Source organism: Caballeronia sp. ATUFL_F1_KS4A (assembly GCF_023630905.1).
Taxonomy (GTDB): domain Bacteria; phylum Pseudomonadota; class Gammaproteobacteria; order Burkholderiales; family Burkholderiaceae; genus Caballeronia; species Caballeronia zhejiangensis.
Genome location: NZ_JALQEB010000011.1, coordinates 252,763 through 277,092 on the forward strand (window position 1 = coordinate 252,763; position 24,330 = coordinate 277,092).

General features: G+C 62.5%; 25 protein-coding genes and 1 pseudogene. 6 read left to right on the forward strand and 20 right to left on the reverse strand.

Translation table 11 applies throughout. The annotated features are described in order from the left end of the window. Positions 1–4 precede the first annotated feature (4 nt). The 6 genes and pseudogenes from NCS03_RS11055 to NCS03_RS31265 form a co-directional block, all read right to left on the reverse strand. Positions 5–718 carry an ABC transporter ATP-binding protein gene (locus NCS03_RS11055; protein WP_250440118.1) on the reverse strand — a complete coding sequence of 238 codons (714 nt, stop codon included), beginning with the start codon at positions 716–718 and terminating at the stop codon, positions 5–7. 7 nt (positions 719–725) lie between these two features. Beyond that, positions 726–1,529: an ABC transporter permease gene (locus tag NCS03_RS11060; protein WP_250440120.1), complete on the reverse strand. Its 804-nt coding sequence runs from the start codon at positions 1,527–1,529 to the stop codon at positions 726–728. A 104-nt stretch (positions 1,530–1,633) separates the two neighbouring features. After that, positions 1,634–2,491 (reverse strand): glycosyltransferase family 2 protein, encoded by an 858-nt coding sequence (locus NCS03_RS11065; RefSeq protein WP_250529188.1) that lies wholly within the window; start codon positions 2,489–2,491, stop codon positions 1,634–1,636. 44 nt (positions 2,492–2,535) lie between these two features. Continuing rightward, on the reverse strand, positions 2,536–3,510 hold the full coding sequence (locus NCS03_RS11070) for a CgeB family protein (protein ID WP_250440122.1): 975 nt from the start codon (positions 3,508–3,510) through the stop codon (positions 2,536–2,538). Then, positions 3,498–5,147 carry a glycosyltransferase gene (locus NCS03_RS11075; protein WP_250529189.1) on the reverse strand — a complete coding sequence of 550 codons (1,650 nt, stop codon included), beginning with the start codon at positions 5,145–5,147 and terminating at the stop codon, positions 3,498–3,500. The genes NCS03_RS11070 and NCS03_RS11075 overlap by 13 nt, the downstream gene beginning before the upstream one ends. 15 nt (positions 5,148–5,162) lie before the next feature. Then, a pseudogene (locus tag NCS03_RS31265) lies at positions 5,163–6,095 on the reverse strand (CgeB family protein); the annotation flags it as partial. A gap of 60 nt (positions 6,096–6,155) precedes the next feature. On the opposite strand from NCS03_RS31265, the gene NCS03_RS11085 reads away from it, so the two are divergent. Next, entirely contained in the window at positions 6,156–7,052 is an 897-nt protein-coding gene (locus NCS03_RS11085) for a glycosyltransferase family 2 protein (protein WP_250440126.1), read from the forward strand. Positions 7,053–7,103: 51 nt separating this feature from the next. Here NCS03_RS11085 and rfbD read toward each other — a convergent pair whose 3' ends face one another. The 4 genes from rfbD to rfbB are packed head-to-tail and all read right to left on the reverse strand — an operon-like array spanning position 7,104 to position 10,498. After that, entirely contained in the window at positions 7,104–7,988 is an 885-nt protein-coding gene (gene rfbD, locus NCS03_RS11090; protein ID WP_250529162.1) for a dTDP-4-dehydrorhamnose reductase, read from the reverse strand. 7 nt (positions 7,989–7,995) lie between these two features. After that, positions 7,996–8,547, reverse strand: a complete 552-nt coding sequence (gene rfbC, locus NCS03_RS11095; RefSeq protein ID WP_250440130.1) for a dTDP-4-dehydrorhamnose 3,5-epimerase — start codon at positions 8,545–8,547, stop codon at positions 7,996–7,998. Continuing rightward, positions 8,532–9,425, reverse strand: a complete 894-nt coding sequence (gene rfbA / locus NCS03_RS11100; protein ID WP_250435059.1) for a glucose-1-phosphate thymidylyltransferase RfbA — start codon at positions 9,423–9,425, stop codon at positions 8,532–8,534. The genes rfbC and rfbA overlap by 16 nt, the downstream gene beginning before the upstream one ends. An 11-nt stretch (positions 9,426–9,436) precedes the next feature. After that, positions 9,437–10,498 carry a dTDP-glucose 4,6-dehydratase gene (gene rfbB / locus NCS03_RS11105; protein ID WP_250440132.1) on the reverse strand — a complete coding sequence of 354 codons (1,062 nt, stop codon included), beginning with the start codon at positions 10,496–10,498 and terminating at the stop codon, positions 9,437–9,439. 342 nt (positions 10,499–10,840) lie between these two features. Between rfbB and NCS03_RS11110 the strand changes: the two genes are divergently transcribed. Further along, positions 10,841–11,677 carry a symmetrical bis(5'-nucleosyl)-tetraphosphatase gene (locus NCS03_RS11110; RefSeq protein ID WP_250529163.1) on the forward strand — a complete coding sequence of 279 codons (837 nt, stop codon included), beginning with the start codon at positions 10,841–10,843 and terminating at the stop codon, positions 11,675–11,677. Here NCS03_RS11110 and NCS03_RS11115 read toward each other — a convergent pair. The 6 genes from NCS03_RS11115 to NCS03_RS11140 are packed head-to-tail and all read right to left on the reverse strand — an operon-like array spanning position 11,646 to position 16,314. After that, the gene (locus tag NCS03_RS11115; protein ID WP_250529164.1) at positions 11,646–12,446 is read right to left on the reverse strand and encodes a lysophospholipid acyltransferase family protein; all 801 of its coding nucleotides are present in this window, start codon (positions 12,444–12,446) and stop codon (positions 11,646–11,648) included. The two genes, NCS03_RS11110 and NCS03_RS11115, sit on opposite strands and share 32 nt — an antisense overlap. A gap of 2 nt (positions 12,447–12,448) precedes the next feature. Next, positions 12,449–13,726, reverse strand: a complete 1,278-nt coding sequence (locus tag NCS03_RS11120; protein ID WP_250529165.1) for a dihydroorotase — start codon at positions 13,724–13,726, stop codon at positions 12,449–12,451. Between the two features lie 10 nt (positions 13,727–13,736). Continuing rightward, a complete protein-coding gene (locus NCS03_RS11125; RefSeq protein ID WP_250529166.1) occupies positions 13,737–14,747 on the reverse strand; it encodes an aspartate carbamoyltransferase catalytic subunit in 1,011 nt (336 codons plus the stop codon). A gap of 43 nt (positions 14,748–14,790) precedes the next feature. Next, complete coding sequence (gene pyrR / locus NCS03_RS11130; RefSeq protein WP_239295077.1) at positions 14,791–15,306, reverse strand: bifunctional pyr operon transcriptional regulator/uracil phosphoribosyltransferase PyrR; 516 nt, start codon at positions 15,304–15,306, stop codon at positions 14,791–14,793. Continuing rightward, positions 15,293–15,739, reverse strand: a complete 447-nt coding sequence (gene ruvX / locus NCS03_RS11135) for a Holliday junction resolvase RuvX (protein ID WP_244807555.1) — start codon at positions 15,737–15,739, stop codon at positions 15,293–15,295. The genes pyrR and ruvX overlap by 14 nt, the downstream gene beginning before the upstream one ends. Beyond that, on the reverse strand, positions 15,736–16,314 hold the full coding sequence (locus NCS03_RS11140; RefSeq protein ID WP_008342667.1) for a YqgE/AlgH family protein: 579 nt from the start codon (positions 16,312–16,314) through the stop codon (positions 15,736–15,738). Before NCS03_RS11140 ends, ruvX begins: the two co-directional genes overlap by 4 nt. A gap of 30 nt (positions 16,315–16,344) precedes the next feature. Between NCS03_RS11140 and NCS03_RS11145 the strand changes: the two genes are divergently transcribed. Beyond that, the gene (locus NCS03_RS11145; protein ID WP_250529167.1) at positions 16,345–17,841 is read left to right on the forward strand and encodes a cryptochrome/photolyase family protein; all 1,497 of its coding nucleotides are present in this window, start codon (positions 16,345–16,347) and stop codon (positions 17,839–17,841) included. Here the strand turns inward: NCS03_RS11145 and NCS03_RS11150 are convergent. Continuing rightward, a complete protein-coding gene (locus NCS03_RS11150; protein ID WP_250529168.1) occupies positions 17,838–19,232 on the reverse strand; it encodes a hypothetical protein in 1,395 nt (464 codons plus the stop codon). The genes NCS03_RS11145 and NCS03_RS11150 overlap by 4 nt on opposite strands. 350 nt (positions 19,233–19,582) lie before the next feature. Beyond that, a complete protein-coding gene (locus tag NCS03_RS11155; protein ID WP_008342674.1) occupies positions 19,583–19,753 on the reverse strand; it encodes a rubredoxin in 171 nt (56 codons plus the stop codon). Positions 19,754–20,062: 309 nt separating this feature from the next. Between NCS03_RS11155 and thiD the strand changes: the two genes are divergently transcribed. Genes thiD through NCS03_RS11170 form a run of 3 tightly spaced genes read left to right on the forward strand, consistent with a single transcriptional unit; the run spans position 20,063 to position 22,166 of the window. Further along, entirely contained in the window at positions 20,063–20,938 is an 876-nt protein-coding gene (thiD, locus tag NCS03_RS11160) for a bifunctional hydroxymethylpyrimidine kinase/phosphomethylpyrimidine kinase (RefSeq protein WP_034471621.1), read from the forward strand. 31 nt (positions 20,939–20,969) lie between these two features. Then, positions 20,970–21,749 carry a DUF72 domain-containing protein gene (locus NCS03_RS11165; protein WP_250529169.1) on the forward strand — a complete coding sequence of 260 codons (780 nt, stop codon included), beginning with the start codon at positions 20,970–20,972 and terminating at the stop codon, positions 21,747–21,749. A 24-nt stretch (positions 21,750–21,773) separates the two neighbouring features. Continuing rightward, positions 21,774–22,166 (forward strand): hypothetical protein, encoded by a 393-nt coding sequence (locus NCS03_RS11170; protein WP_175980444.1) that lies wholly within the window; start codon positions 21,774–21,776, stop codon positions 22,164–22,166. Positions 22,167–22,264: 98 nt separating this feature from the next. Here NCS03_RS11170 and groL read toward each other — a convergent pair whose 3' ends face one another. Beyond that, positions 22,265–23,905 carry a chaperonin GroEL gene (gene groL / locus NCS03_RS11175; RefSeq protein ID WP_008342681.1) on the reverse strand — a complete coding sequence of 547 codons (1,641 nt, stop codon included), beginning with the start codon at positions 23,903–23,905 and terminating at the stop codon, positions 22,265–22,267. A 95-nt stretch (positions 23,906–24,000) separates the two neighbouring features. After that, a complete protein-coding gene (locus NCS03_RS11180) occupies positions 24,001–24,291 on the reverse strand; it encodes a co-chaperone GroES (RefSeq protein ID WP_006999126.1) in 291 nt (96 codons plus the stop codon). Between the last annotated feature and the right edge of the window lie 39 nt (positions 24,292–24,330).

A 24,330-nucleotide genomic window follows, 5' to 3' on the forward strand; every position in this document is an offset into this window, starting at 1 on the left:
GGAATCAGCGTTCTTCGATGCGTCCGTGCTGAAAGGTCAGCACGCGATTGCACATCTTCTCGACGAGACTCGGCGAGTGCGAAGCCAATACGAGGATCGACGAGTTTTCCACGACCTTGTCGAGACGCTCGGCCGCCTTCTCGTTGAACGCGGCATCGCCGACCGACAGCCATTCGTCCATCAGCACGATATCGGCGTGAATCGAAGTCGACACCGCGAAGGCGAGACGCAGCAGCATGCCGCTCGAATACGTCCGCACGGGCATGTTGAGGAAATCTTCGCCGAGTTCGCTGAACTCAGCGATCTCATCAAGCTTGCGTTCGATCTCGCTGGGCTTGATGCCCATCATGATGCCGCGCAGGAAGATGTTCTCGTAGCCCGTTGCTTCGTGGTCCATGCCGAGAGAGAGGTCGATCAGCGACACGATCCGGCCGCGCACTTCCAGTGAGCCGCCGACGGGCGGGTACACGCCGGCGAGAACACGCAGCATCGTGGTCTTGCCTGCGCCGTTGTGGCCGACAAGTCCTATCCGATCACCGGGCCGGAACTCGAAGGAGACGTCGTCCAGCGCGCGCACCGTCACGCGCTTGGCGGCGTCCGCGGCTACGCGCCCGCCCGTGGTAGCGCGCATCAGCGACTTGCGCAGTGAACGGTGCGACGCGTTATAAATCGGAAATTCGACGACGACGTTCTGCGCGCGAATGTATGAGTCACTCATCGTAGAATCACAGCCAGTATGCGATGCGGTCACGGAAACGTCCTTGCAGCGCGATGCCGATCACAAGAAGTACAAAGGTGGTCGCGAGCGACCAGATCCACGAATCCAACGGAAAGTAACCGTTGATGATAGGCGCCCGCACAATCTCGATGAGATGCGCGAATGGATTGTACTGCGCCACCCATTGATGCTTTTCGCCAAGCGCCTCCGGACGCCAGATGATCGGTGTCACGTAGAAAAGCACCATCGTCGCGTTCTGGATGATCATCGGCATGTCGCGAAAGCGCGTGCAAAACACGCTCACAATCATCGAAATGGCCAGCATGGCGATCGTGCCGAGAAGTAGTCCGGGGAGGGCGAACAACGCATGCCACGTCAGACTCGGGCCGAGCAGGCCGACGACGATCACGATGATCACGCAGTTGTGCCCGAGAATGATCAGGTTGCGCATCAGAATGCGCAACAGATACACGCCCATCGGAAAACGAATCTGTTTGATCGTCGATTCAAACTGCGTGAAACTCGTGCACGCCTCGTTGATTTGTGCGGCGTAGAACGTCCACACGACGTTGCCAATCGCAAAGAATGGCAGAAAGGACTTTACGTCGTTCTTGAAGAGCACGGACCACAGCACGCCCATCGTACCGATCATGATGCCGGTGGAGAGCGTGACCCAGAACGGTCCGAGAATCGAGCGGCGATAGCGCTGCCGTATGTCATACCAGGCGAGCAGCGCCCAGAGATGCGGGTTGGCGAGCGCGTCCCCGAGATCGCGCAGACCCTTGAAGCGGTTGATTGAGGTTGTGTTCATACCTGCTTGCAAAAATTTAGCCCACTATTGTAGCCGAATGCGTTTCCGCCAAAGCGCCGCCCGGCGCATCGGATCCGGGTTGACGCGCCAGCGGCACGCCGCGTTCAGCGTGGCTCGCGAAGCGCTTCCATCATGCCTCGGCACATTGCGCCCGCCCTCTCGCCCCTCGGTGGCACGAACAGTAATTGCAGCACGAAAAGTCTCACGAGTCTGCGCGCCCAGAAACGCTTCCAGGGCTTAGCTACGCCCGCGGTGCGAATCAGCCGGATGGAATTCCGGAAATAGAAGTAATCGCGACGCGGGCTGTGCACGGCGAGTTGACGCTGCCCGAGAAACCAGAAAGAAACGGTTTCATCGCCGATAGCGTGCTCCAGACGCGCCTGCGGCACGCACCAGAACGCAAAGCCAGCCCGCTTTGCACGCAGACACCATTCGATATCGACCTGATCCACGAAATACGCTTCATTCAGCGGTCCCACGGCGTCGAAGGCCGCGACGGAGACAAGCGTTCCGGACGCGATCAGATATTCGCACGGCGCCGGTTGGGATGGCATAGGGACGAACCGCACGGCGTCTTCGATGATTTGCGGCAGCGGCGCGGCCATTCCCGATTGCCTGTCGACGATCGCAGGTCCAACCGCACCAACCGCGATCCCGGAACGGGCCAGCGTGTCGGCCGCCATGCCAAGTTCGGTGACCATTCGCTTGTCGGGCACGCTGTCGTGATCGAGCAGCAGCACGTCGGTCGCATTCAGCGACTTGGCCAATCCGATGCCGCGATTCTGCGCTGCCGCGACGCCGACATTGTTCGGGAGGGCGTGCAGCATCGCCCGTCCGTCGCACAAGCTCGTGATTTGCCGAAGCAAATCGGCGCGGGAGCCGTTGTCGATCACGATGATGGCGTCGACCTGGGGCCGCGTCGCCGCGAGCAAGGCTTCGAAAGTGCGGGGATCGGGGTCCATCGTCACCACGACGGCGACGATCGCGCGCGTTGCGCCCGCCTCGCTCATACGCTCGCCGCGTGCTGCGCAATGAGCGCGAGAATGCGCTCGGCGCGGCGCGCGTAGGTGTGATCGGCGAGCGCGCGCCGCTGCGCCGCGCCTGCGATCGAAGCGGCTTTGCCGGGATCATCGCGAAGCATTTCCACGTGTCGACGCAATTCCGTGGGCGAATCGAAAAGCAGGATTTCGCCGGCATCCGGATCGAAATAGTCGTAGATTTCCAGACCTTCGACGAACATGCATTGCACTGTGCCCGCCATCGCCGCTTCGAAGGTGCGCGGTCCGGGCGTCGGCGCATCGAGACTGAAGCGCGCATTGGCGAGATCGAAACGTCGGCCGATATTCAGCGTGATGACCGAGCTCGCGTAATAGTCGGGCAACAGGCGATTTTCTACGCGCTCGTTGCGCGCGAACGTGATCTCCGCCGGCCACTCGGCGCCGAGCACTTCGACGTTCACGCCCGCCAAGGCCGGTGCGCAGTCGCGCAGCAGTCCCACGCGGTTCGGGAAGCCGACGCCGCAGAAGAAGACGTCGCGATCCTTCAACGGACGCGGCGCGCGATAGTGATCGCTCCTGCTCGCACCCAACGGTACGTGATAAACGCGTGGATGCTGATAGTGCGTGACGGCCCAGCGGTCGTTCGAGAAGATGACGTCCGCGATGTGCAGAATCTTGTAATTGAAGTCGAACTCGTAAGGATCGTCGTGCAGCCAGAACGCGAGGCAGGCCCCGGTGCGCAGACAATAGTTTTTCAGTCCGTGATAGACGCTTACCGCAGGCATGCACGATCCGAACACAAGCACGAGTTGCGGTGCGAATTCTTCCGCACAGAATTCGGCGGCTTCGAGCGACGTCACGCGAACGGCCGCCGCGCCCATCAGTTCACTGAAACCTTCCGCGACGTAGCCACGCAATTGCGCGTTGTTGTTGATCGAATCAGGCGAAGCGCTGCATACCAGCACACGTTCTATCGTGTCCATAAGATCCTTTTTGCATGTTTTGCCAGGAGCTTCGCCGTATTCTTGAAGCCATGCGTTGCGTAATAGGCGTGTACGTTGCGCAGCTTCGAGCGCCGAAGCTCGTTCATGATCTGCTTGGGCATGACGGCCGACGCGATGGACTGCAACGACGACGCCTGGGTCGCAGGCAGTCGAGGAGCGGCTCCGCTCTGAAACCATGATGTCGATTGCAACACGATCCCGAGCTCGGCGATGCCTTCCGCGCGTACATCGGCGGAAGACCGAGCGGAATGCGACAGATTGCGGAGATGCCGCTGGTAGTGCTCCTTCAGCGCGGCAACATGGGGCGTGAGCGTCGGATAAAGAACACCTGGCTGTTGCGCGTCTATGTTCGCCTTCAGGCCAGCCAGCCGCACTCGATCTTCCGCGAGCAGCCGGATGGCATTGATGAGATCGCCTTCCGCACCGACACGAATCTTCATCCCATTGACGCGATTCCTCACTCGCTCGCCGAGTGCGCCGATATCGGAGACGATCGGCACGATGCCGTTCTGCCACGCCTCGGACAAGGTCAGACAGTACGTCTCTGGCCAGATGGACACATGCACCGACACATCGCATTGGAGCAGTTCGGCGGGAAGCTGATTCGCGGAATAGGTACCGTGCACGAAGACGTTCGGAAATCTTGCCTTGTCGGCCAGATAAGCGTAGTCGTCGTCGAGGCGGCCGAATACATGGAATTCCACATGCGCGGTCGCTAATGCTGCCGCAGCGGGGGCGAACAGGTCACCGCCCTTTCCCACCGTCACGTTGCCGAGCAGCGCCACTTTCAGCGGCTTGCCGGCTTGCTTCACTGTTCGCGACGAGCGCGAACTGACCGTGTCGTCGTCGAGAATAGGTACCGGCAGTACATGAACGCCGGCATGCTGACGCACCGCAGGGTAAATGGTGCGAACCAGATTACGCCCGCCTTCCGTGTTGAAGAAGATGAGATCCGACGCTTCGAGCACGCCGTTCCAGAACGCGCGCCGCGCCGCTTGCGATCCGGGCAGAATCTGGCGCTTCTTCCACAGGCACAGGTCGCACTGCGCCAGCGAAACGTCGGGTGCGCCGCAGAATTCGCCCTTGAACGAGATCAACTGATACTCGTTACAAACGGGCAAATAATCATGAATCGTCATCGCGGTCGGAATGCCGAGCGAACGTGCGACATGCACGAGCGAAGGTGGATGCCCGATGAAATGCTGGAAGTGGACGAAGTCGACCTTGCGTTCGATGAGCATCGCACGGAAAGCCTTTTCCCGTTCCGGCGACGACAGCATTTGCACCGCGTACGGCTCTGCGAACGTGTAGCGCTTGAGCAGCTCGTAGTTGTGGTCGAGCAGGAGTGCGTCCCAATGCTCGCCCGCGTCTCCGCGAACAAAGAACAGGATGTCGAAGTCGTCGCCGAGTTGCGTGCGCAAGCGGTCCAGATAGATCTCAACGCCACCGAAATCGCCCCGCGCCACGTAGTTGTGACTGACGAACAGAAGCGTCTTGCGTGCCACCTTCGATTCGACTGGCAACGCGGGCGTATCATGGGCAAGCGGCCGCGACGGAAGGCTGGCGGCTTCCTCCAGCATCGTTGCCACGCGGCGGTCGTAGGTGTGATCGCGCAATGCGCGTTCTCGGGCCGCGCTCGCGATCTGGTCGCGATAGCCGCGATCGTTGATGACATCCGATGCCTTGCTAAGGAAGTCCTTCGCATCGGAGAAGAGCACGATCTCACGGCCCGGCTCGAACGCCTGCGCAGCCTCCGCGAGCGATTCCTGAACCAGTTGCACGCCGCCCGCAAGCGCCGCTTCGAACAAGCGCGGCGGCGGCGTTTCCGCGAACTCCTTGTTACCCGACGCCGAAAACACGCGCGGCAGCAAGATGGTGATTGCGGAACGGTTGACGAAGCGCCCGAAGTCCGGCGGCGAAGTGCGCCATGTGATCAGGCTCTCTGGCAGATCGACGTTGCGCGGCGGCAAATGCTCATTAACCGGCAGCGCGAGCTTGAAGCGCCACTCGGCAGGCATATCGCCGAGTATCGAACGAACGAACGCAGTGCGGTTGGGCCACGCCGTGCCCGCGAAAAAAAGGTCGTAACGCAACGGCTTCTCAGCGGGAAGCACCGGAAGACTGTGAAATTCGATGGCGCCCGCGAGCGGCAGATGACGTCCCTTCGAACCATATTCGGCGACACTCGAGGAATCGTTGGTGAAAACAAGGTCGAAGATTGCGGCATTGCGCTTGTTGATCGAGATTTCGTAGGGATCTTCGGTCACCCAGAGAATCGACCGTCCGCACGCGTGTGCGAGCCGGTTGCACAAGACGGCGTCGAGTTCTTCTCCATCGAATGCGATGAAGAGATCACACTGATTGCGATAAGCCAGTTCGATCGCATCCAGCGCATCCGCTTTGATCACGAATTCGACTTGGCCCGAGCGCGCAAGCGCCTCGCGCAGTGCAATGCAAATATAGTGATTGGGGTTACGAAACTTGGTGTCGAGTAGCAAGACCCGATATTTACGATTTTTCATGTTGTTCCAGATGATCGCGCTCGAGCGCCGAATCCGTTTCATTGACCGGCAACTGTCTGTTCGATTACCCTTAGGCCGAACTATTCACTCGGATCTAGTCACTTGTCTCGCCGCACTGCCGCCGTCATTGTCACATATGAGCCCGAGCCCGAAGCGCTGGCCCGACTGATTCAGTCGCTCTCCCCGCAGGTACGAACGATATATATCGTTGACAATGCATCGACGAATATCGAGCATTGGCAGCACCAGCTTCCTTCGACCGATTGCCGCGTCATCCGCATGACGAGCAACGAAGGCATCGCCGCCGCGCTGAACCGCGGGCTGGTCGCCGCAGAAGCCGAAGCCGACCTCGACTTCTGCGCCATCTTCGATCAGGACAGCGCGCCTTCGGACCGGATGATCGAATCCCTCGAACAGCATCATGACCGTCTCTCACAGCGGGGGCCGGTCGCGCAAATCGGCCCATATTTCTTTGAACACAATCGCGGCATCTTTCTGCCGTTCATCGAATTCAAGCTCGGCATTCCAAGACGCAAACGCGATCCCGGCAACGGCACGTGGACGACCGCCGATTATCTGATCTCCTCCGGGGCGCTCCTGTCGCTCGATGCGCTGAAGGAGATCGGCAACATGGACGAATCGCTCTTCATTGATTACGTCGACATTGAATGGGGACTGCGCGCTCGGGCGGCCGGCTTTCAGAGTTACGGCGCGTTCGACGTGCGTATGGAACACCGCATCGGCGAAGAGGCGCTGGACGTTGCAGGTTTCCGGCTTGCCGTGCATAAGCCGGTGCGCCGCTACTACTACTATCGCAACGCCGTGCTGCTGTGCCGACGTCCATATATTTCGCTCGCGTGGAAAATCAGCGAAATGACGCGGCTCGGCATCAAGTTCCTGATTTTCAGCACGATGTCCAAACGCCGCCGGGAAGACTTCGTCATGATGACGCGAGGCATTCGTGACGGGTTGCGCGGCATAACCGGCAAGTATCAGTGAACCGGGCGCACCGCACCGTACATGTGCAGTGCGCCCTTCGAACTCGCGGCATCAACGCTCCGCGAGACAGAGCCGCAAGGCGTCGTCCCATTGCGGAACCTTTAACCCGAACGCGGCTTCCAGCTTGCCACACGACATACGGGAGTTGGCGGGCCGTTTCGCCGGCGTAGGGTACTCGCTTGCGGGAATCGGCTCGACAGAGGGCTTCTTTTCGAGTGCGGACGTATCGAAAATCGCGCGTGCAAAGTCAGCCCACGTCGTCGATCCTCCCGCGCACAAGTGATACACGCCCGACTTGGCGCGCCACCAGTCATTCCCCTCGATCCCGCCTTGCGCCGCGATGTGCGCGACGAGCGTTGCTATTGTCTTGCTCCAGGTGGGCGCGCCATGCTGATCGCCCACGATGCGCAGGGACGGTTTGTCCGCTGCAAGGCGGAGCATAGTCAGCAAGAAGTTCTTGCCGCGCAGGCCGTAGACCCAGCTCGTGCGCAGCACCAGCGATGCGCAGCCGACCTGAGCGATCGCCTGTTCGCCGGCGAGCTTGCTCGAGCCATACACATTCTGAGGATTCGTCGCGTCGGTTTCGACGTATGCGCCGGCTTTGGTACCGTCGAAAACGTAATCGGTCGAGAAATGCACAAGTGCCGCACCAAGGCTGCGCGCTTCCTCGGCGATGACACCGGGCGCTTCGCCATTGATCCGCATGGCGAGGTCCACTTCCTGTTCCGCCTGATCCACCGCTGTGTACGCGGCCGGATTCACGATCAAGGCCGGCTTCGACTCGCGGATCACCCGGCGAATCTGATCGAGATCGGACAGATCGAACTGCTGCCGATCCAGCGCGACCACCCGTCCCAGCCCCTGTAGCGAACGCGCCAGTTCGAACCCAACCTGGCCGTTGACGCCTGTGACAAGAATGTTGCGTTCCATCGTCATGCGCGCCTCACGCGAATACTTCGGCTTCCGACAGCTTCTTCCCCGCCGCGTCCTTCGCCGCGAGCATCGGCTCGAAATCGATCGGCCATTCGATGCCGATCTCCTTGTCGTTCCACACGATGCTGCGTTCGAACTCGGGAAACCAGTAGTCCGTCGTCTTGTAGAGGAACTGCGCCGCATCCGACAGCACGACGAAACCGTGCGCAAACCCCGGCGGCACCCACAATTGCCGATGATTCTCCGCCGACAGATTCACGCCCACCCACTTGCCAAAGTTCGGCGAACTCTTGCGGACGTCGACGGCGACATCGAACACTTCGCCTTCCACCACGCGCACGAGTTTGCCCTGCGCGTGCTGAATCTGATAATGCAGACCGCGCAGCACGCCCTTCGCCGAGCGCGAGTGGTTGTCCTGCACGAATTCGACGCCCGCCTCGACGTGCTCGGCAAACTCGCGAGCGTTGAAGCTTTCATAGAAATACCCGCGCGCATCGCCGAACACCTTCGGCTCGATGATCTTGACTTCGGGCAGCGCCGTAGCGGTTACTTGGATGGCCATGCGACTTGGTCCTTCGGAAGATTGAGCAGATATTGACCGTAGGCGTTCTTCGAAAGCGGCTTCGCGAGCTCAAGCAGTTGCTCGTCGCCGATCCACTTCTTGCGATACGCGATTTCCTCGGGACACGCCACCACCAGCCCCTGACGCTTCTGCAACGTCGCGATGAACGTGGCCGCGTCGATCAGCGAATCGTGCGTACCGGTGTCGAGCCACGCATAGCCACGCCCCATGATTTCGACATTGAGCCGCTTCTCCGCCAGATAGCGAGAGTTCACATCCGTAATTTCGAGTTCGCCGCGCGGGGACGGTTTGATATCCGCCGCGATGTCGCACACCTGATTGTCGTAGAAGTAAAGACCCGTCACCGCGTAGTTCGAGCGGGGCTTCGCGGGCTTTTCTTCGATCGACAGCGCTCTGAATTGCTGATCGAACTCGACCACGCCATAACGCTCGGGATCCTGCACGTGATAGGCGAACACCGTTGCGCCATCGGTACGGGCACTGGCCGCGTCCAACTGCTTGACGAGATCGTGTCCGTAGAAGATGTTGTCGCCGAGAATCAACGCCGACGGATCATTGCCAACGAATTCCCGCCCGATGATGAACGCCTGCGCAAGCCCGTCCGGCGACGGCTGCACCGCGTACTGAATGTTCATGCCCCACTGGCTGCCGTCGCCGAGCATCGACTCGAAGCGCGGCGTGTCTTGCGGTGTCGAGATGATAAGCACATCGCGGATGCCGGCGATCATCAGCGTCGACAGCGGGTAGTAGATCATCGGCTTGTCGTAGACCGGCAGAAGCTGCTTCGACACCGCGTGCGTGATCGGGTAAAGCCGCGTGCCGGACCCGCCGGCCAGAATAATGCCCTTGCGCGCCATGATTCAGCCCCTCACGCGCGCTGCGCGTAGTTCGTCTCGACCCATTTCCGGTAGTCGCCGGAAGCCACTTCGTCGGCCCACGCCTGGTTGTCCAGATACCACTGAACCGTCTTCGCAAGACCCGTCTCGAAGGTCTCCGCAGGCTTCCAGCCGAGTTCGCGCTCGAGCTTGCGCGCGTCGATGGCGTAGCGGCGGTCGTGGCCCGGACGGTCCTTTACATATGTGATCTGATCGCGATACGAACCGCTCGACTTCGGCTTCGCGCGATCGAGCAAGTCACACAGCGTGTGCACGACTTCGAGATTCTTTTTCTCGTTCCAGCCGCCGACGTTATACGTCTCGCCGGGCACGCCGCGTGCGAGCACCTCACGGATCGCGGAGCAGTGATCGCCCACGTACAGCCAATCGCGCACGTTCTGGCCATCGCCGTAGACCGGCAGCGGCTTGCCGCCGAGCGCGTTGGCGATCATCAGCGGAATCAGCTTTTCAGGGAATTGATACGGGCCGTAATTGTTCGAGCAATTCGTGGTCAGGACCGGCAGTCCGTACGTGTGGTGATACGCGCGAACGAGATGGTCGGAGCCGGCCTTGGTCGCGGAATACGGGCTGTTCGGCGCGTACGGCGTGGTCTCGGAGAACTGCGGATCGGTGGCCGAAAGCGAGCCGTACACTTCGTCGGTCGATACGTGCAGGAAGCGGAACGCCTGCTTCTCGTCTTCGGGCAGCTTGCTCCAGTACATCCGCGCGGCTTCGAGCAGCGTGAACGTGCCGACGACGTTCGTCTGCACGAAATCGGCCGGGCCGTGGATCGAGCGATCGACGTGGCTCTCGGCGGCGAAGTGCAGAATGGCGCGCGGCTTGTGCTTGGCCAGCAGCGCATCGATCGCGGCGCGGTCGCAAATATCGGCGCGCTCGAAGATGTGGCGGGGATCGTCCTTCAGAGACTTGAGCGTTCCCAGATTGCCCGCATACGTCAGCTTGTCGACGTTGAGCACGGGTTCGTCCGAACCATTGAGCCAATCCAGCACAAAATTGGCGCCGATGAAACCGGCGCCGCCCGTCACGAGAATCATACGTGGCCCTCTTTATAGCTTTCCGTCAGGTGATTACGCCGCGCGAAAGCTCGAATATGCGAAAAAATTGCGACAGTTGCGGTGGATGAAAGCAGAATCGGAAGATATGACCGATTTTCGTCCATTCCCGCCCCGGTTTGGTCAACCCCGAATTATAAGGCTCCGCCACTCGAAAACTAGACGGATAACAACTTGATACAGCTTGCGATTTATGGTTGCACAGGTGGCAGCAGGTAATGCCAGCCTGTGCAACCGTCGGATGAAGACACAGTGTTTGCCCGCTGTTCCATAATCTTCGCTCACCCGGATTTCCTCTTAGAAGCCTGACAACAAGTCTCCCAGATGACCATCGCCACCTCCCCCGCTCCCCTCGTCTTCGGCGATCTCCAGGGCTGCTGCGATCCCTTCCAGCGCCTCCTCAAAAAAGCCGCGCCATCACCCGACACACCGCTCTGGTTCGCGGGCGATCTCATCAACCGTGGTCCGAAGTCCTTGCAGACCTTGCGCGAGATCATCGCCCTCGGCTCGCGCGCAACTGTCGTGCTCGGCAATCACGATCTGAATCTGCTCTCCGTCGCCGCTGGCCTGCGCAAGCCGAAAAAAGGCGACACGCTCGATGAAATCCTCGAAGCGCCCGACGCCGCCGATCTCATCGAGTGGGTGCGTCACAAGCCGGTCGCGCACTTCGAAAACAATGTGCTGATGGTTCACGCGGGCGTGTTGCCGCAATGGGACGCGACGATGACGATGGAACTCGCGCACGAGCTCCAGCAAGCGCTGCGCGCACCGAACTGGAAGGAAACGCTCGCGTCGCTCTACGGCAACGAGCCGCATCGCTGGGACGATTCACTGAAGGGCGCCGACCGGCTGCGCGTGATCTATAACGCGTTGTCGCGCATCCGCTTCTGCACACCCGAAGGCGCGATGGAGTTCGCCAACAACGGCGGCCCCGACGCGGCGCCGCCCGGCTACATGCCGTGGTTCGACGTGCCGGACCGCCGCACGCAGGACGTGACGATCGTCTTCGGCCACTGGGCCGCGCTCGGTCTCATGATCCGCGACGACGTTCTCTGCCTCGATTCGGGCTGCGTGTGGGGCAACAAGCTGTCGGCGGTGCGCCTGACGGCCGATCCCGCAGAGCGCGTCGTCACGCAGGTGAGCTGCTCGATGAAGAAGTGAGCGGCACTTCCGTCATCGCATCGGCGACGGCGGGCAGGCCACGCATCCGCTGAAGTGCGGCATCGACGGAAGCCTGCGCCTCGCTCGCGAGCAACCGCCGGTCCGCGCCCGGTGCGAGCGGATCGCACACGTAAAGATGCGCGGTGAGCGGCCGCGCGCGCAAGAGCGCATCGAGCGAATCGTTGAGCGACATATCGCCGATATACGCCGGCGCGGTCGATTGCCTTCCTTGCGCATCCTCGTACATCAGGCAGATCGGCTGCACCGGGCACGACGCCGACACCGCCGCCTGAAACATGTTCGCGTGAAAGGGCAGCAGCGCTTGCCCGTCCGAGGTCGTGCCTTCCGGAAAGACGCACATCTTTTCGCCAGCAAGCAGACGATCCGCGAGCTCGTGCATGATGCGCTTCGCGTCGCTGCGCTTCTCGCGCTGCACGAACACCGTATCCAGTTGATGCGCAAGCCAGCCGACCACCGGCCATTTGCGGATCTCCGCCTTCGACACGAACGGCGTCGGACGCCACGCGTTGATGACGTAGATATCGATCCACGAGATGTGATTGCCGACGACGAGCACGCCGCTATCGAGCCGCGCCTCGTCGTTATGCACGACGAGCTTCATCCCCGAAAGCCGCAGCATTTCGAGCGACCACTGTCGGTTCATCTCGGCGCGTTCGGCCGCCGACGCGCGGGCAAAGCGCGTCGCGACGATCCACATGCCGTACAACAGATGCGCGACGAGCCGCAGCTTGCGCCATGCGAAGCGCATGTTCAGCGGCTCTCGTAAGCGACGTGACCGCCGACCACCGTCGCACGCACGCGCGCCGGCAATTCGTAGCCACGAAACGGCGTGTTGCGGCCCTGGCTCTTCAGCTTCAGCGGATCGACGCGCCATTCGCTCGCCGCATCGAACACGCACAGATCGGCGAGCGCGCCCGTCGCAATGCGGCCGGCGGGGAGTTTCAGCACGTCGGCGGGCGCGGACGTGATGCGCGACAGCGCCTTCGCAAGCGGCACGTTCGCTTCGCGCGCCCACTTCACCGTCAGCGACAGCAGCAATTCGAGGCCGGTCGCGCCGGGCGTCGCTTCGGCGAAGGGCAGCAGCTTTTCGTCGTCGTCGAGCGGCGTGTGATCGGAGCAGATCGCGTCGATGGTGCCGTCGGCGAGACCCGCGCGAATCGCATCGCGGTCGCGTTGCTGACGCAGCGGCGGATCGAGCCGGAATTGCGAATCGAAATAGCCGATGTCGATGTCCGTCAGATGCACGTGATTGATGGTCACGTCGCACGACACGGCGATTCCTTCGGCCTTCGCCGCGCGCACGAGCGCGACGCCCGCCGCCGACGACAGATGCGACAAATGCACGCGCGCGCCCGTCACGCGCATCAGTTCGAAGATGGTATGCAGCGCGATCGTTTCCGCCGACACCGGCACGCCCGACAGCCCCAGCCGCGACGCCACCGCGCCGCTCGCCGCCACGCCGCCCTTCGACATGTACGCATCCTGCGGACGCAGCCACGCGGTATAGCCGTACGTGGTCGCATACTGCAGCGCGCGCTGCAGCGTGCGCGTATCGACGATCGGGTTATCCGCCTGCGAAAAGCCGACGCAGCCCGCTTCGGTCAGCTCGACCATCTCGGTGATGGTCTCGCCCTTGAGCCCGACCGTCAGCGCGCCGAGCGGATACACGTGCGCGAGATGCAGTTTCTGCGCGCGAAACTTGAGCATTTCGACGAGACCGGGTTCGTCGAGCGTCGGATCGGTGTCGGGCGGGCACACGAGACTCGTCACGCCGCCCGCCATCGCGGCGGCCATCTCGGATTCGAGCGTCGCCTTGTGTTCGAAGCCCGGTTCGCGCAGACGCGCCGACAAATCGACGAAACCCGGCGCGACGTAAAGCCCCGAAGCGTCGATGAGCTTGGCCGCGTTGAAATCCGCGGGCGCCTCGCCGATGCCGACGATCCTGCCCGCCGCGATGAACACGTCCTTGCGCTCTTCCGTGCCGGCCGCCGGATCGATGATCGTGCCGTTCTGAATCTGGATCTTCATGTCGTCTTTGTCAGTCAGTGTTGCCGGCCACGATGCCCATCACCGCCATGCGCACGGCGATGCCGAAAGTCACCTGATTCAGGATGACCGACTGCGGGCCGTCGGCCACTTGCGAGTCGATTTCCACGCCGCGATTCATCGGACCCGGATGCATGACGATCGCATCGGGCGCGGCGAGCGCGAGACGCTCGGGCGTCAATCCCCAGCTCTTGAAGTACTCCTGCGCGGACGGCAAGAGCGCGCCGCTCATGCGCTCGTTCTGCAGGCGCAGCATGATGATGACGTCGACGCCCTTCAGCCCTTCGTCGAGATTGTGATAGACGTGCACGCCCATCTGATCGAGATTGCCCGGCAACAGCGTGCGCGGTCCGATCGCGCGCACTTCGGGCACGCCAAGCGTCGTCAGCGCGTGAATGTCGGAGCGCGCGACGCGCGAATGCAGGATGTCGCCGACGATCGCCACGCGCAGCTTCGTGTAGTCGCGCTTGTAATGGCGGATCGTGTACATGTCGAGCAGGCCCTGCGTCGGATGCGCGTGACGGCCATCGCCCGCATTGATGACGTGCACGTGCGGCGCGCAATGCTCGGCGATCAGATACGGCGCGCCGCTCGATGCGTGACGCACGACGAACATGTCGGCGTGCATCGCAGAGAGATTGTTGATCGTGTCGAGCAGCGATTCACCTTTGCTCGTCGACGATGCGTTGATGTTCAGATTCAGCACGTCGGCCGAAAGACGCTTCGCCGCGATCTCGAACGTGGTGCGCGTGCGTGTCGAGTTCTCGAAGAAGAGATTGAACACCGACTTGCCGCGCAAAAGCGGCACCTTCTTCACTTCGCGATCGGTCACGCTGACGAACTGCTCGGCGGTATCGAGAATGTGCGTGACGATCGAGCGCGGCAATCCTTCGATGCTCAACAGGTGCTTCAGCTCGCCGTTCTTCGTCAGCTGCGGATTGCCCTTGAGAAAGCCGTAGCGAAAGGTGTCGGGCGCGGCGGCGCCTTCGGTGGCGGTATTCATGTCGATCCCGGATGTACTTTGAAAAGACGTCGAAGCGCTCGCTTCAGCTGGCGCGCGCTTCCGTCCTGAAGTCGAATGCGCCGTCTTCGCGACGCGCGAGCACGAGATTCTGATTCGCGGGCACATCGAGCGTCGCGCCGGTGAAACGCGCGCCGATCGGCATTTCGCGCCCGCCGCGATCGGCGAGCACCGCGAGATCGATCGATGCCGGACGGCCATAGTCGTACAGCTCGTTGATCGCCGCGCGCACGGTGCGCCCCGTGGACAGCACGTCGTCGACCAGGATGATGCGGCGGCCGTTCACATCGAAGGGGAGCGAGGTCGGGCTCGCCTGGCTGTGCAGGCCTTTCTTCGCGTAGTCGTCGCGATGCAGCGCCACATTCACCACGCCGAAGCGCGGCGCGTTCAGATCCTTCGCGAGCCGCTCGGCAAGCCACACGCCGCCGCTGAAAATGCCCGCGAGCACGGCGCCGTCGGGCGCGGCGAGCGATTGTCCGTAGGCAGCGCGAATCTGGTCGACGAGCGCGCGATACAGCGCCTCGGCGTCAATGGAACTCATGATCGTCGGCAAGTCCGTCGAGATATTGTTGAAGGATGACGCGCGCGGCTTCGGCGTCGATTTCGTCGAAGCGGCCCCGCGCATTGGCGCGCACGCCGCGCTCGCGCAAATCGGCTTTGGCGTCGACGGACGAGTAGCGCTCGTCCACCCATTGCACCGGCACGTTGAAACGTCCGTTCACCTGATTGCCGAAGCGCTTGGCGAGCGCGCTCATTTCGTGCGGCGTGCCGTCGGGATGCATTGGCATGCCGACGACGATGGCGTCGGGCTTCCACTCGTCGAGCAGTTTGCCCACTTCGACGAAGCGATATTCGCGATTGCGGTTTTCCAGCGTGACGAGCGCGCGCGCGTGGCGGGTGAGCGTATTGCCGACGGCGACACCAATGCGTTTCTCGCCGTAATCGAATGCCAGCAGCGTGGCTTCGCGGCTCATGCGTGCCCTGCTTCGCCGGACAACATCGAGCGCGACACGCCGAGCAGCGAGAGCGCCGCTTCGAGGCGGTCTTCGGCGGGTACGTCGAAGATGATGCGCGGATCGGCTTCGACGGTCAGCCAGCCGTTCTTCGAGATTTCCTCTTCGAGCTGGCCCGCGCCCCAGCCGGCATGACCGAGCGTGAGCAGGAAGCGCTCGGGGCCCTTGCCGCTCGCGACTGCTTCGAGCACGTCCTTCGACGTGGTCATGGCAAGGCCGCCGGGCACGCTCATCGACGAGCTATAGGGTTCGCCCTCGCCCGCTTCGTGCAGCACGAAGCCACGCTCCGTCTGCACGGGACCGCCGAAATAAACGGGCAAATGGACGAGCGGCTCGATTTCGAGCTTGAGATCGATGCGATTGAAGAGCGATTGAAGGTCGATGTCGGTCGGCCGGTTGATGACGAGACCGAGCGCGCCCTTCTCCGTGTGATCGCAAAGGTAGACCACCGTTCCTGAAAACGTCGGATCGGCCATGTTGGGCATGGCGATCAGGAACTGATTCGTCAAATTGATGCGATCGGAAGTCTTGGACATAATTCAGAATTTTAACAAAGGCGCTGCGAGATGGCCGACTTTGATGTGGGTCTGGTCTGGTTTCGGCGGGATCTGCGCGCGGCAGACAATGCTGCACTCTATCACGCGCTTACAAGGTGCCGTCGGGTGCTGTGCGCCTTCGTTTTCGATCGCGATATTCTCGCGCCGCTCGACAAAAAAGACCGGCGCGTGCCGTTCATTCACGCGAGCGTCGTCGAGCTGGATCGCACGCTGCGCGAGGCGGGCGGCGCGTTGATCGTGCGGCACGGGCACCCCGTGCACGATATTCCTTCGCTCGCACGCGAATGCGGCGCGAACGCCGTGTTCGTCAATCGCGATTACGAGCCGGCGGCGAAGGCGCGCGACGAAGCCGTCGCGCAGAAGCTCGCGAGTCAGGACATCGCGTTCTTCTCTTTCAAGGATCAGGCCGTCTTCGATCACGACGATGTGATGACAGGCGCCGCAAAGCCCTACACCGTCTTCACGCCGTACAAGCGCAAGTGGCTCGCGACGCTCACGCCCGATGCGCTTGCGCCCTACGCATCCGAAGAACATCTGGACGCGCTCGCCAAGCCGCCGTCGAACGTGAAGCATGCGATTCCATCGCTCGATGCGCTCGGTTTCGGCGATGCACCCGCGCCTGCGTTTCCCGCCGGCACGCGCGGCGCCTATGAACTCTTCGACGATTTCCGGGACCGCATGATCGACTACGGCCGCACGCGCGATTTCCCCGCGCTAAAAGGGCCGAGCTATCTCGGCGTTCATCTGCGGCACGGCACGATGTCGATCCGCGCGCTCGCCCGCAGCGCCCACGATGCGCTGCGTCACGGCGACAAGGGCGCCGAAACGTGGCTAGGCGAGCTGATCTGGCGCGAGTTCTATTTCTCCGTGCTGCACCATTTTCCGCACGTCGGCGTGGCTGGCGATCATCGCGCGTTCAAGCCGGAGTACGACCGCATCGGCTGGGAAACGGGCGATGCCGCCGACGCGAATTTTGCCGCGTGGTGCGCGGGTCAGACGGGCTATCCGCTCGTCGATGCGGCGATGCGGCAGATCAACGCGTCGGGATACATGCATAACCGTCTGCGCATGGTCGTGGCGAGCTTTCTGACAAAGGATCTCGGCATCGACTGGCGACGCGGCGAGGCGTACTTCGAAGCGCATCTGAACGACTTCGAGCTCTCGAACAACAACGGCGGATGGCAATGGGCCGCGTCGAGCGGCTGCGATGCGCAACCGTACTTTCGCATCTTCAACCCGGTCACGCAGTCACGGAAATTCGATTCGGCGGGCAAGTTCATCCGTCATTACGTGCCAGAGATCGCGGCTCTTTCCGATCGCGATATCCACGCGCCGTGGCTTGCAAAACCGGATGCGCTGAAAGCGGCGAAGATCTCGCTCGGCGCGGATTATCCGCAGCCGATCGTCGATCACGAAGCCGCCAGAAAACGCACGCTCATGCGTTATGACGTCGTGCGCGCGCCGGGCGCGAAGCAGCTTCCGCCCGACGACGACGGCGAAGACTAGCGCGCAAACGGCGCAGGTTTTTCGATCATCGCAGTCAGCGCGACGATCGATCCGCGCCCTTCCGAAGGCGCAATGCCGGCCGCCGCCTGATGCAGCATCGAACGCAGCATTTGCGCGGCGCGCTCGGGCACGGTCGCGTCGATGCCGCGTGTCGCGCCTTCGGCGCCATCGGCGTGCGTTTCGCCGTGATGCGCGACGCGCCGCCACGCGAGGCCGAGCGTATCCGCCAAGAGCGCGACATGCCCGAGGCCCAGCGCGCAAGCCGCCGCGCCCAGCCGATGCGACGCGTCCGCCGCCGACAGCGCCGCCGCTTCGTCGACCATGCCGGTTTCGTTCGCCTGCGTGCCGCGCTCGACGAGCGCGTCGATCGACGTTTCCGCGCTCTGCAGGAAGTCCTCGTAAGCACTCGCGTTCACGCGCAGCACGCCGAGATCGCGCGTCGCGGCGTCGCGCGAGGCTTCCTCGCCCGCCTGCGCGGCGCTCTCTTCCCACGCCGCTTCCGATTCGGGCGTCGCGGCGACGTGCCACGCGACCGTCAGGCCGTAATCGCGCAAAACATCGACGTGGTCGGCATCTTCCGGCCGCGCGCCGTACAGCGCGAAATCGCGCCACAGCAGCGCGAGCGTCGCGCGCACGAGCGAGCGCGGCGCGTACGACAGCGCGTGCGCCTGATCCGCCAGCACGAGGTTGAAGCGCGCGTAGAGACGCTTGACGTCGGCGATGTAGTCCAGCTCGCCGCCGGTGCGCTGCGCGCGCTCGCGCAGCGCCACGACCGCCGACGACGCGAGCCGCCAGAAATCGTAGGGATCCGGGCCGCGCAGTTCGTCGAGGCAGGCGTCGAGGCGCGCGAAGGTGTCGGCGGAGCCTTCGGCCGGTCCGCGCAAGAGTTTCAGCAACGTTTCCTCATAGCGCGCCCGCGTATGCGCGAGCCGCTCGGGCGCGATGCCGCGCAGCGTCGCCGGCGCGATCGCGCGGCCCGCGAGGGCGAGGTCATCGTAGGAAACCGGCGCGATGCGCGTATGCGATGCAAGCAACGCATGCAGGCCGCGATAGTGATCGAAGAGCGCCGTCGAGCACGAGAGTTCGCGCAGATTGCGCCGCTCGACCGCGCCGCGAAAAACCGCGATCGCATCGGCGATGCGTGCGTGGCTACCTTCCGATTCCTCGCCGAGCGGCGCGACGAGCGTCAGCGCCTCGGCGAAGCGCTGCGCGGGAAGCCACCCCGCCGAATGCAGCGCGGCGATCGCGCGCTTGAGCGCCGCCCCGGTTTCGCCCTGACGCTGGAACGCGTGCAGCGCGTCGGTCAGCGCCATTTCTGCGAGTCGCACCGATCCGCCGCGCGGATTGGGCAAAGCTTCGTACGGAACGGGCAGATCGGGACGAGATGTCATAACAAGCGCTCACAAGCCGGTTCGCGGGCGCGGCGATGGAAGGCCGCCGTCACCCGCCGTTTAAATGCGTCATCGACAGGCGGGAGACGGCGTCGCCGCGCCTGCTTCAAGCGTATGCCTTAACGGGCCAGTGCGGGAACCGAACCTGCAAAGGCTTTTCGCATCTTTGTTCGCCAACGTCGCGCGACGCCGGAATCGCCGCAACGAACTCATCTGACGCTGCAAAATCCGAAAAATCGGACGGCCGCCCGACGGCGGCCCATGCGCGGCACGCGCCGTAGCGACGTACGCGGTCCGCAAAAAACGCGCGCCGCATGACGCGAGTCATGCGGCGCGGCAGAACGACAAGATCAGATCTGGACCATCTCGAAATCTTCCTTGCGGGCTCCGCATTCGGGACAGGTCCAGTTGATCGGAACGTCCTCCCAGCGCGTGCCCGGCGCGATGCCCTCGTCAGGCAATCCCGCCTCCTCGTCGTAGATCCAGCCGCAGATCAGGCACATCCAGCTTCTGTATTCCATACTTATGCCGAGTCGATTGGTCGTTTAAAAATAGGACATGATGGTACCGTGTTGCCGTGCCGATGCCTAGCAAGCCGCCCGCCTGCGGTGCGCGCATCGTGACATCGGTCGAAACGGCCGTCACGCCGGGTCCGGTGAAGAAGGCTAGCGCACCGGAAAAAAGTGCGCAAAGAAACATTCCTGGCGGCGTTAGGCCGCATAATCAGACATGACCGAGCGGGCATTCGCTCACGCGCCGAGGCGCGCACGAGTTCGCTTAGAGCCGATCGTCCATCCAAGCAATCCAATACCATAATGTCCGTTTTTGCCATGACCGGCGATTCCCCACCGATCGTACTCACCTTCGGCCTTTCCGATCCCACGGGCGGCTCCGGCCTGCAGGCCGACTTGCTGACGCTCGCCAGCATGGGCTGTCACGGCGCGACCGTGCTGACGGGCTACGCGGTGCGCGATTCCGCGACCTGCGATGAAGTGACGGGCCTCGATCCGGACACCGTCGCCACCCAGGCGCGCATGTTGCTAGAGGACATGCCGATCGCCGCCTTCAAGATCGGCGCGGCGACGCGCGCGGAGCTCGTGTCCGCCATCGCCGAAGTCGTCTCCGATTACGACGACGTGCCGCTGATCCTCGCGCCCGATTTCACGCTCGACGACGAACACGTCCTGTCCGCCGATGAACTGCGCGAATCGCTCGCCGATCTGCTCGTGCCGCAGACCACCATGCTGATTGCCGATCACGCCACGCTACTGCAACTCGCGCAGCCCGACAGCGACGCGGAATCGCCGACGCTCGATTCCGCGATTTCCCACATTCTGGCGCAGGGCTGCGAGTACGTGCTCGCGATGGAAACCGGCACGCATCGTCACGTCAACACGCTCTACAGCGAAGAAGGGCTCGTGCGACAGGACACGTGGGAGCGCAGCGTGCAACGCATCATGGGCCTCACCGATACGCTCGGCTCGGCGGTCGCCGCCCTGCTCGCCAACGGTCAGGAACCTGCCGAGGCCGCGCGTGAGGCGCAAGAGTATGTGTTTCAGGCCGCGCGCGCCGCGTTCCGGCCCGGCATGGGCGCGTATCTGCCGGATCGCTTTTTCTGGGCGCGCTCGAACGATGCAGACGAAGAAGGCGACGCATCCGCGCTGCCCGACGATCCAACGGGATTGCCCGGAGAAGCCCGACACTGACACACAACAAGAAGGGAGGCGACGCGAGCGCATGCCATACCGACTGCCCCATCTGCACAAGCCCGGCCCGCAAGGCGCGATCCGCATCGGCTGCGCGGGCTGGGGCCTGTCGAGCGGTGTCTCCGCGAGCTTTCCGCATGAAGGCACTCATCTCGAACGCTACTCGCACGTTCTGACGTGCGTCGAGATCAACTCCAGTTTCTACAAGCCGCATCGCGAGCAGACCTACGCGAACTGGGCGCACAGCGTGCCCGAGTCATTCCGGTTCTCGGTCAAGCTGCCGAAGGCGATCACGCACGACGCGCGTCTCGTCGATATCGAATCGCTGCTCGACGACTTTCTCCGCGCGGCCGGCCAACTGGGCGACAAGCTCGGATGCTGGCTCGTGCAATTGCCGCCGAGCCTGCCGTTCGATCACGACATCGCCGACGCGTTTTTCAGGGCGCTGCGCGAGCGCACGACGTTGCCGGTCGCGTGCGAGGCGCGCGAACATAGCTGGTTCACGACGCACGCGGCAGCGTTGCTGAAGTCGCATCACATTGCATACGTCGACGCCGACCCGATTCCCGACGAATGCGAGATCAAGCATCGCGCGGACGCATCGCTCGTGTATCTGCGGCTGCACGGCTCGCCCGAGTTATACAGGTCTTCGTACGACTACACGTATCTCGACGAACTCGCGCGCACGCTGCACAACCGCGCGAAGAAGACGGCCGAAGTCTGGTGCATCTTCGACAACACCGCCGAGGGCCACGCGCAGCCCAACGCGCTGCATCTGATGGAGCGGCTGCGGATTCATCACAAGGTCTGAAGTTCTTTTTGGAGGCTTCCTCAGATGCTCAAGCTGCTTGCGGCCACGCTCGCCGCGTCTTGCATTTTCACGGCCACGCCGGCACACGCTCAGAACGCCACGCCCGCCGGCGATGGCACGTTCCTGCTGACGATCTTCCTCAAGCACGACGAATCGAAGACGCTGCCCCAGATCAATCAGCAGTTGAAGGAGCAAGGCTACTTCAAGCAGTTTCCGCCGCCGGGCGTCGAAGTGGTGTCGTGGTACGTGATGATGGGAATCGGTCAGGTCGTCACGTTGCGCGTACCCGCCGACCGGTTGCGCGAAGTCAACCGCGCGATCGAAAGCACCGCATGGGGCGGATATCGGACGGAGTTCTATCCGACGTACGACTACAAGGCCGCCGCGCAGAAGTTGCGCGAGGAAATGAACAAATAGTCCGGACGAAAAAAAACCCGCATCGCTGCGGGTTTCTTCTTTCGGCATGACGCGAGCCTCTTTCGAAGCCCGCGCCGATGTAATCGGCTTTCGCCAGATTACATGTCCATGCCCATGCCGCCCATGCCGCCGGGCATGCCGCCAGGCATCGGAGCATCTTCCTTCGGCAGTTCGGCGACAGCTGCGTCGGTCGTCAGCAGCAGGCCAGCCACCGATGCCGCGTTTTGCAGCGCCGTGCGCGTCACCTTCGTCGGGTCGACGACACCGGCTTCCACCAGGTCACCGTACTCGCCGGTTGCCGCGTTATAGCCGTAGTTGCCCGTACCTTGAGCAACTGCTGCCACCACGACCGAAGCTTCTTCGCCGCCGTTCGTGACGATCTGGCGCAGCGGCTCTTCCATTGCGCGCAGGACGATCTTGATACCGGCGTCCTGGTCTGCGTTCGCGCCCTTCAGGCCGTCGATCGCCTTGCGTGCGCGGATCAGCGCAACGCCGCCGCCTGCCACGATGCCTTCTTCCACAGCTGCGCGCGTTGCGTGCAGTGCGTCTTCGACACGTGCCTTCTTTTCCTTCATTTCGACTTCGGTCGCAGCGCCGACCTTGATCACCGCAACGCCGCCGGCCAGCTTGGCCACGCGCTCTTGCAGCTTTTCACGGTCGTAGTCCGACGTCGCTTCTTCGATCTGCTTGCGCACTTGCTTCACGCGCGCTTCGATGTTCACGGCTTCGCCAGCGCCGTCGATGATCGTCGTGTTTTCCTTGCCCACTTCGATGCGCTTCGCCTGGCCCAGTTCAGCCAGCGTTGCCTTCTCGAGCGTCAGGCCGGTTTCTTCCGCGACGACTTGACCGCCGGTCAGGATCGCGATGTCTTCCAGCATGGCCTTGCGGCGGTCGCCGAAGCCCGGAGCCTTGACAGCAACCGTCTTCAGGATGCCGCGGATGTTGTTGACGACCAGCGTAGCCAGCGCTTCGCCTTCGACGTCTTCAGCGATGATCAGCAGCGGACGGCCAGCCTTCGCGACTTGTTCCAGAACCGGCAGCAGATCGCGGATGTTCGAAACCTTCTTGTCGTGCAGCAGCACGAACGGGTTTTCGAGGACGGCGACTTGCTTGTCCGGGTTGTTGATGAAGTAGGGCGACAGGTAGCCGCGGTCGAATTGCATACCTTCGACGACGTCCAGCTCGTCTTGCAGCGACTTGCCGTCTTCGACGGTGATGACGCCTTCCTTGCCGACCTTGTCCATCGCTTCAGCGATGCGCTCGCCGATCGACGTGTCGCTGTTCGCCGAGATCGAGCCGACTTGCGCGATTTCCTTGTTCGTCGTGCAGGGCTTGCTGATCTTGCGCAGTTCTTCGATTGCTGCAGCCACGGCCTTGTCGATGCCGCGCTTCAGGTCCATCGGGTTCATGCCCGATGCGACGTACTTCATGCCTTCGCGAACGATGGATTGCGCGAGCACGGTAGCGGTCGTGGTGCCGTCACCTGCGTTGTCGCTGGTCTTGGAAGCAACTTCCTTGACCATTTGCGCGCCCATGTTCTGGAGCTTGTCCTTCAGTTCGATTTCCTTCGCGACCGACACACCGTCCTTCGTGACCGTCGGACCGCCGAAAGAGCGCTCGAGCACGACGTTGCGGCCCTTCGGACCCAGCGTGACCTTGACCGCGTTGGCCAGAATGTTCACGCCTTCGACCATCTTGGCGCGTGCGGAATCGCCAAAAGTGACTTCTTTAGCTGCCATATCCAAACTCCTTGATTCGATTCGGTTTGCTGGCTTCGCTGCGGCGCTCGGAGGAGCGGCTCAGGCAGACGAAGCCGAACGTGCAGGAAGGATGCTTACTTGACCAGAACGGCCATGATGTCTTCTTCGCGCATGACGAGCAGTTCTTGCCCGTCGACCTTGACGGTCTGGCCAGCGTACTTGCCGAACAGAACACGGTCGCCGACCTTCACGTCGAGGGCGATTTGCGCGCCCTTGTCATCGCGCTTGCCCGGGCCGATGGCCAGGACTTCGCCTTGATCCGGCTTCTCAGCGGCTGCTTCAGGGATCACGATGCCCGATGCGGTCTTGGTTTCCTGGTCCAGACGTTTGACGATGACGCGATCGTGCAAAGGACGAAGGTTCATACACACTCCTCTCTTGATTGAGACTGAAAACGCGGGAAA

What these genes read in the sequence shown, in the direction of transcription:
- NCS03_RS11180 (WP_006999126.1), bottom strand. Translation starts at nt 24,291, where the DNA reads ATGAACCTTCGTCCTTTGCACGATCGCGTCATCGTCAAACGTCTGGAC.
- rfbD (WP_250529162.1), bottom strand. Translation starts at nt 7,988, where the DNA reads ATGACGATGGAACGCAACATTCTTGTCACAGGCGTCAACGGCCAGGTT.
- NCS03_RS11065 (WP_250529188.1), bottom strand. Translation starts at nt 2,491, where the DNA reads ATGGACCCCGATCCCCGCACTTTCGAAGCCTTGCTCGCGGCGACGCGG.
- NCS03_RS11140 (WP_008342667.1), bottom strand. Translation starts at nt 16,314, where the DNA reads ATGTCCAAGACTTCCGATCGCATCAATTTGACGAATCAGTTCCTGATC.
- thiD (WP_034471621.1), top strand. Translation starts at nt 20,063, where the DNA reads ATGACCGGCGATTCCCCACCGATCGTACTCACCTTCGGCCTTTCCGAT.
- NCS03_RS11070 (WP_250440122.1), bottom strand. Translation starts at nt 3,510, where the DNA reads ATGGACACGATAGAACGTGTGCTGGTATGCAGCGCTTCGCCTGATTCG.
- NCS03_RS11150 (WP_250529168.1), bottom strand. Translation starts at nt 19,232, where the DNA reads ATGACATCTCGTCCCGATCTGCCCGTTCCGTACGAAGCTTTGCCCAAT.
- groL (WP_008342681.1), bottom strand. Translation starts at nt 23,905, where the DNA reads ATGGCAGCTAAAGAAGTCACTTTTGGCGATTCCGCACGCGCCAAGATG.
- NCS03_RS11170 (WP_175980444.1), top strand. Translation starts at nt 21,774, where the DNA reads ATGCTCAAGCTGCTTGCGGCCACGCTCGCCGCGTCTTGCATTTTCACG.
- NCS03_RS11060 (WP_250440120.1), bottom strand. Translation starts at nt 1,529, where the DNA reads ATGAACACAACCTCAATCAACCGCTTCAAGGGTCTGCGCGATCTCGGG.
- rfbA (WP_250435059.1), bottom strand. Translation starts at nt 9,425, where the DNA reads ATGGCGCGCAAGGGCATTATTCTGGCCGGCGGGTCCGGCACGCGGCTT.
- NCS03_RS11165 (WP_250529169.1), top strand. Translation starts at nt 20,970, where the DNA reads ATGCCATACCGACTGCCCCATCTGCACAAGCCCGGCCCGCAAGGCGCG.
- NCS03_RS11055 (WP_250440118.1), bottom strand. Translation starts at nt 718, where the DNA reads ATGAGTGACTCATACATTCGCGCGCAGAACGTCGTCGTCGAATTTCCG.
- NCS03_RS11120 (WP_250529165.1), bottom strand. Translation starts at nt 13,726, where the DNA reads ATGAAGATCCAGATTCAGAACGGCACGATCATCGATCCGGCGGCCGGC.
- ruvX (WP_244807555.1), bottom strand. Translation starts at nt 15,739, where the DNA reads ATGAGCCGCGAAGCCACGCTGCTGGCATTCGATTACGGCGAGAAACGC.
- NCS03_RS11125 (WP_250529166.1), bottom strand. Translation starts at nt 14,747, where the DNA reads ATGAATACCGCCACCGAAGGCGCCGCCGCGCCCGACACCTTTCGCTAC.
- pyrR (WP_239295077.1), bottom strand. Translation starts at nt 15,306, where the DNA reads ATGAGTTCCATTGACGCCGAGGCGCTGTATCGCGCGCTCGTCGACCAG.
- rfbC (WP_250440130.1), bottom strand. Translation starts at nt 8,547, where the DNA reads ATGGCCATCCAAGTAACCGCTACGGCGCTGCCCGAAGTCAAGATCATC.
- rfbB (WP_250440132.1), bottom strand. Translation starts at nt 10,498, where the DNA reads ATGATTCTCGTGACGGGCGGCGCCGGTTTCATCGGCGCCAATTTTGTG.
- NCS03_RS11115 (WP_250529164.1), bottom strand. Translation starts at nt 12,446, where the DNA reads ATGCGCTTCGCATGGCGCAAGCTGCGGCTCGTCGCGCATCTGTTGTAC.
- NCS03_RS11155 (WP_008342674.1), bottom strand. Translation starts at nt 19,753, where the DNA reads ATGGAATACAGAAGCTGGATGTGCCTGATCTGCGGCTGGATCTACGAC.
- NCS03_RS11110 (WP_250529163.1), top strand. Translation starts at nt 10,841, where the DNA reads ATGACCATCGCCACCTCCCCCGCTCCCCTCGTCTTCGGCGATCTCCAG.
- NCS03_RS11145 (WP_250529167.1), top strand. Translation starts at nt 16,345, where the DNA reads ATGGCCGACTTTGATGTGGGTCTGGTCTGGTTTCGGCGGGATCTGCGC.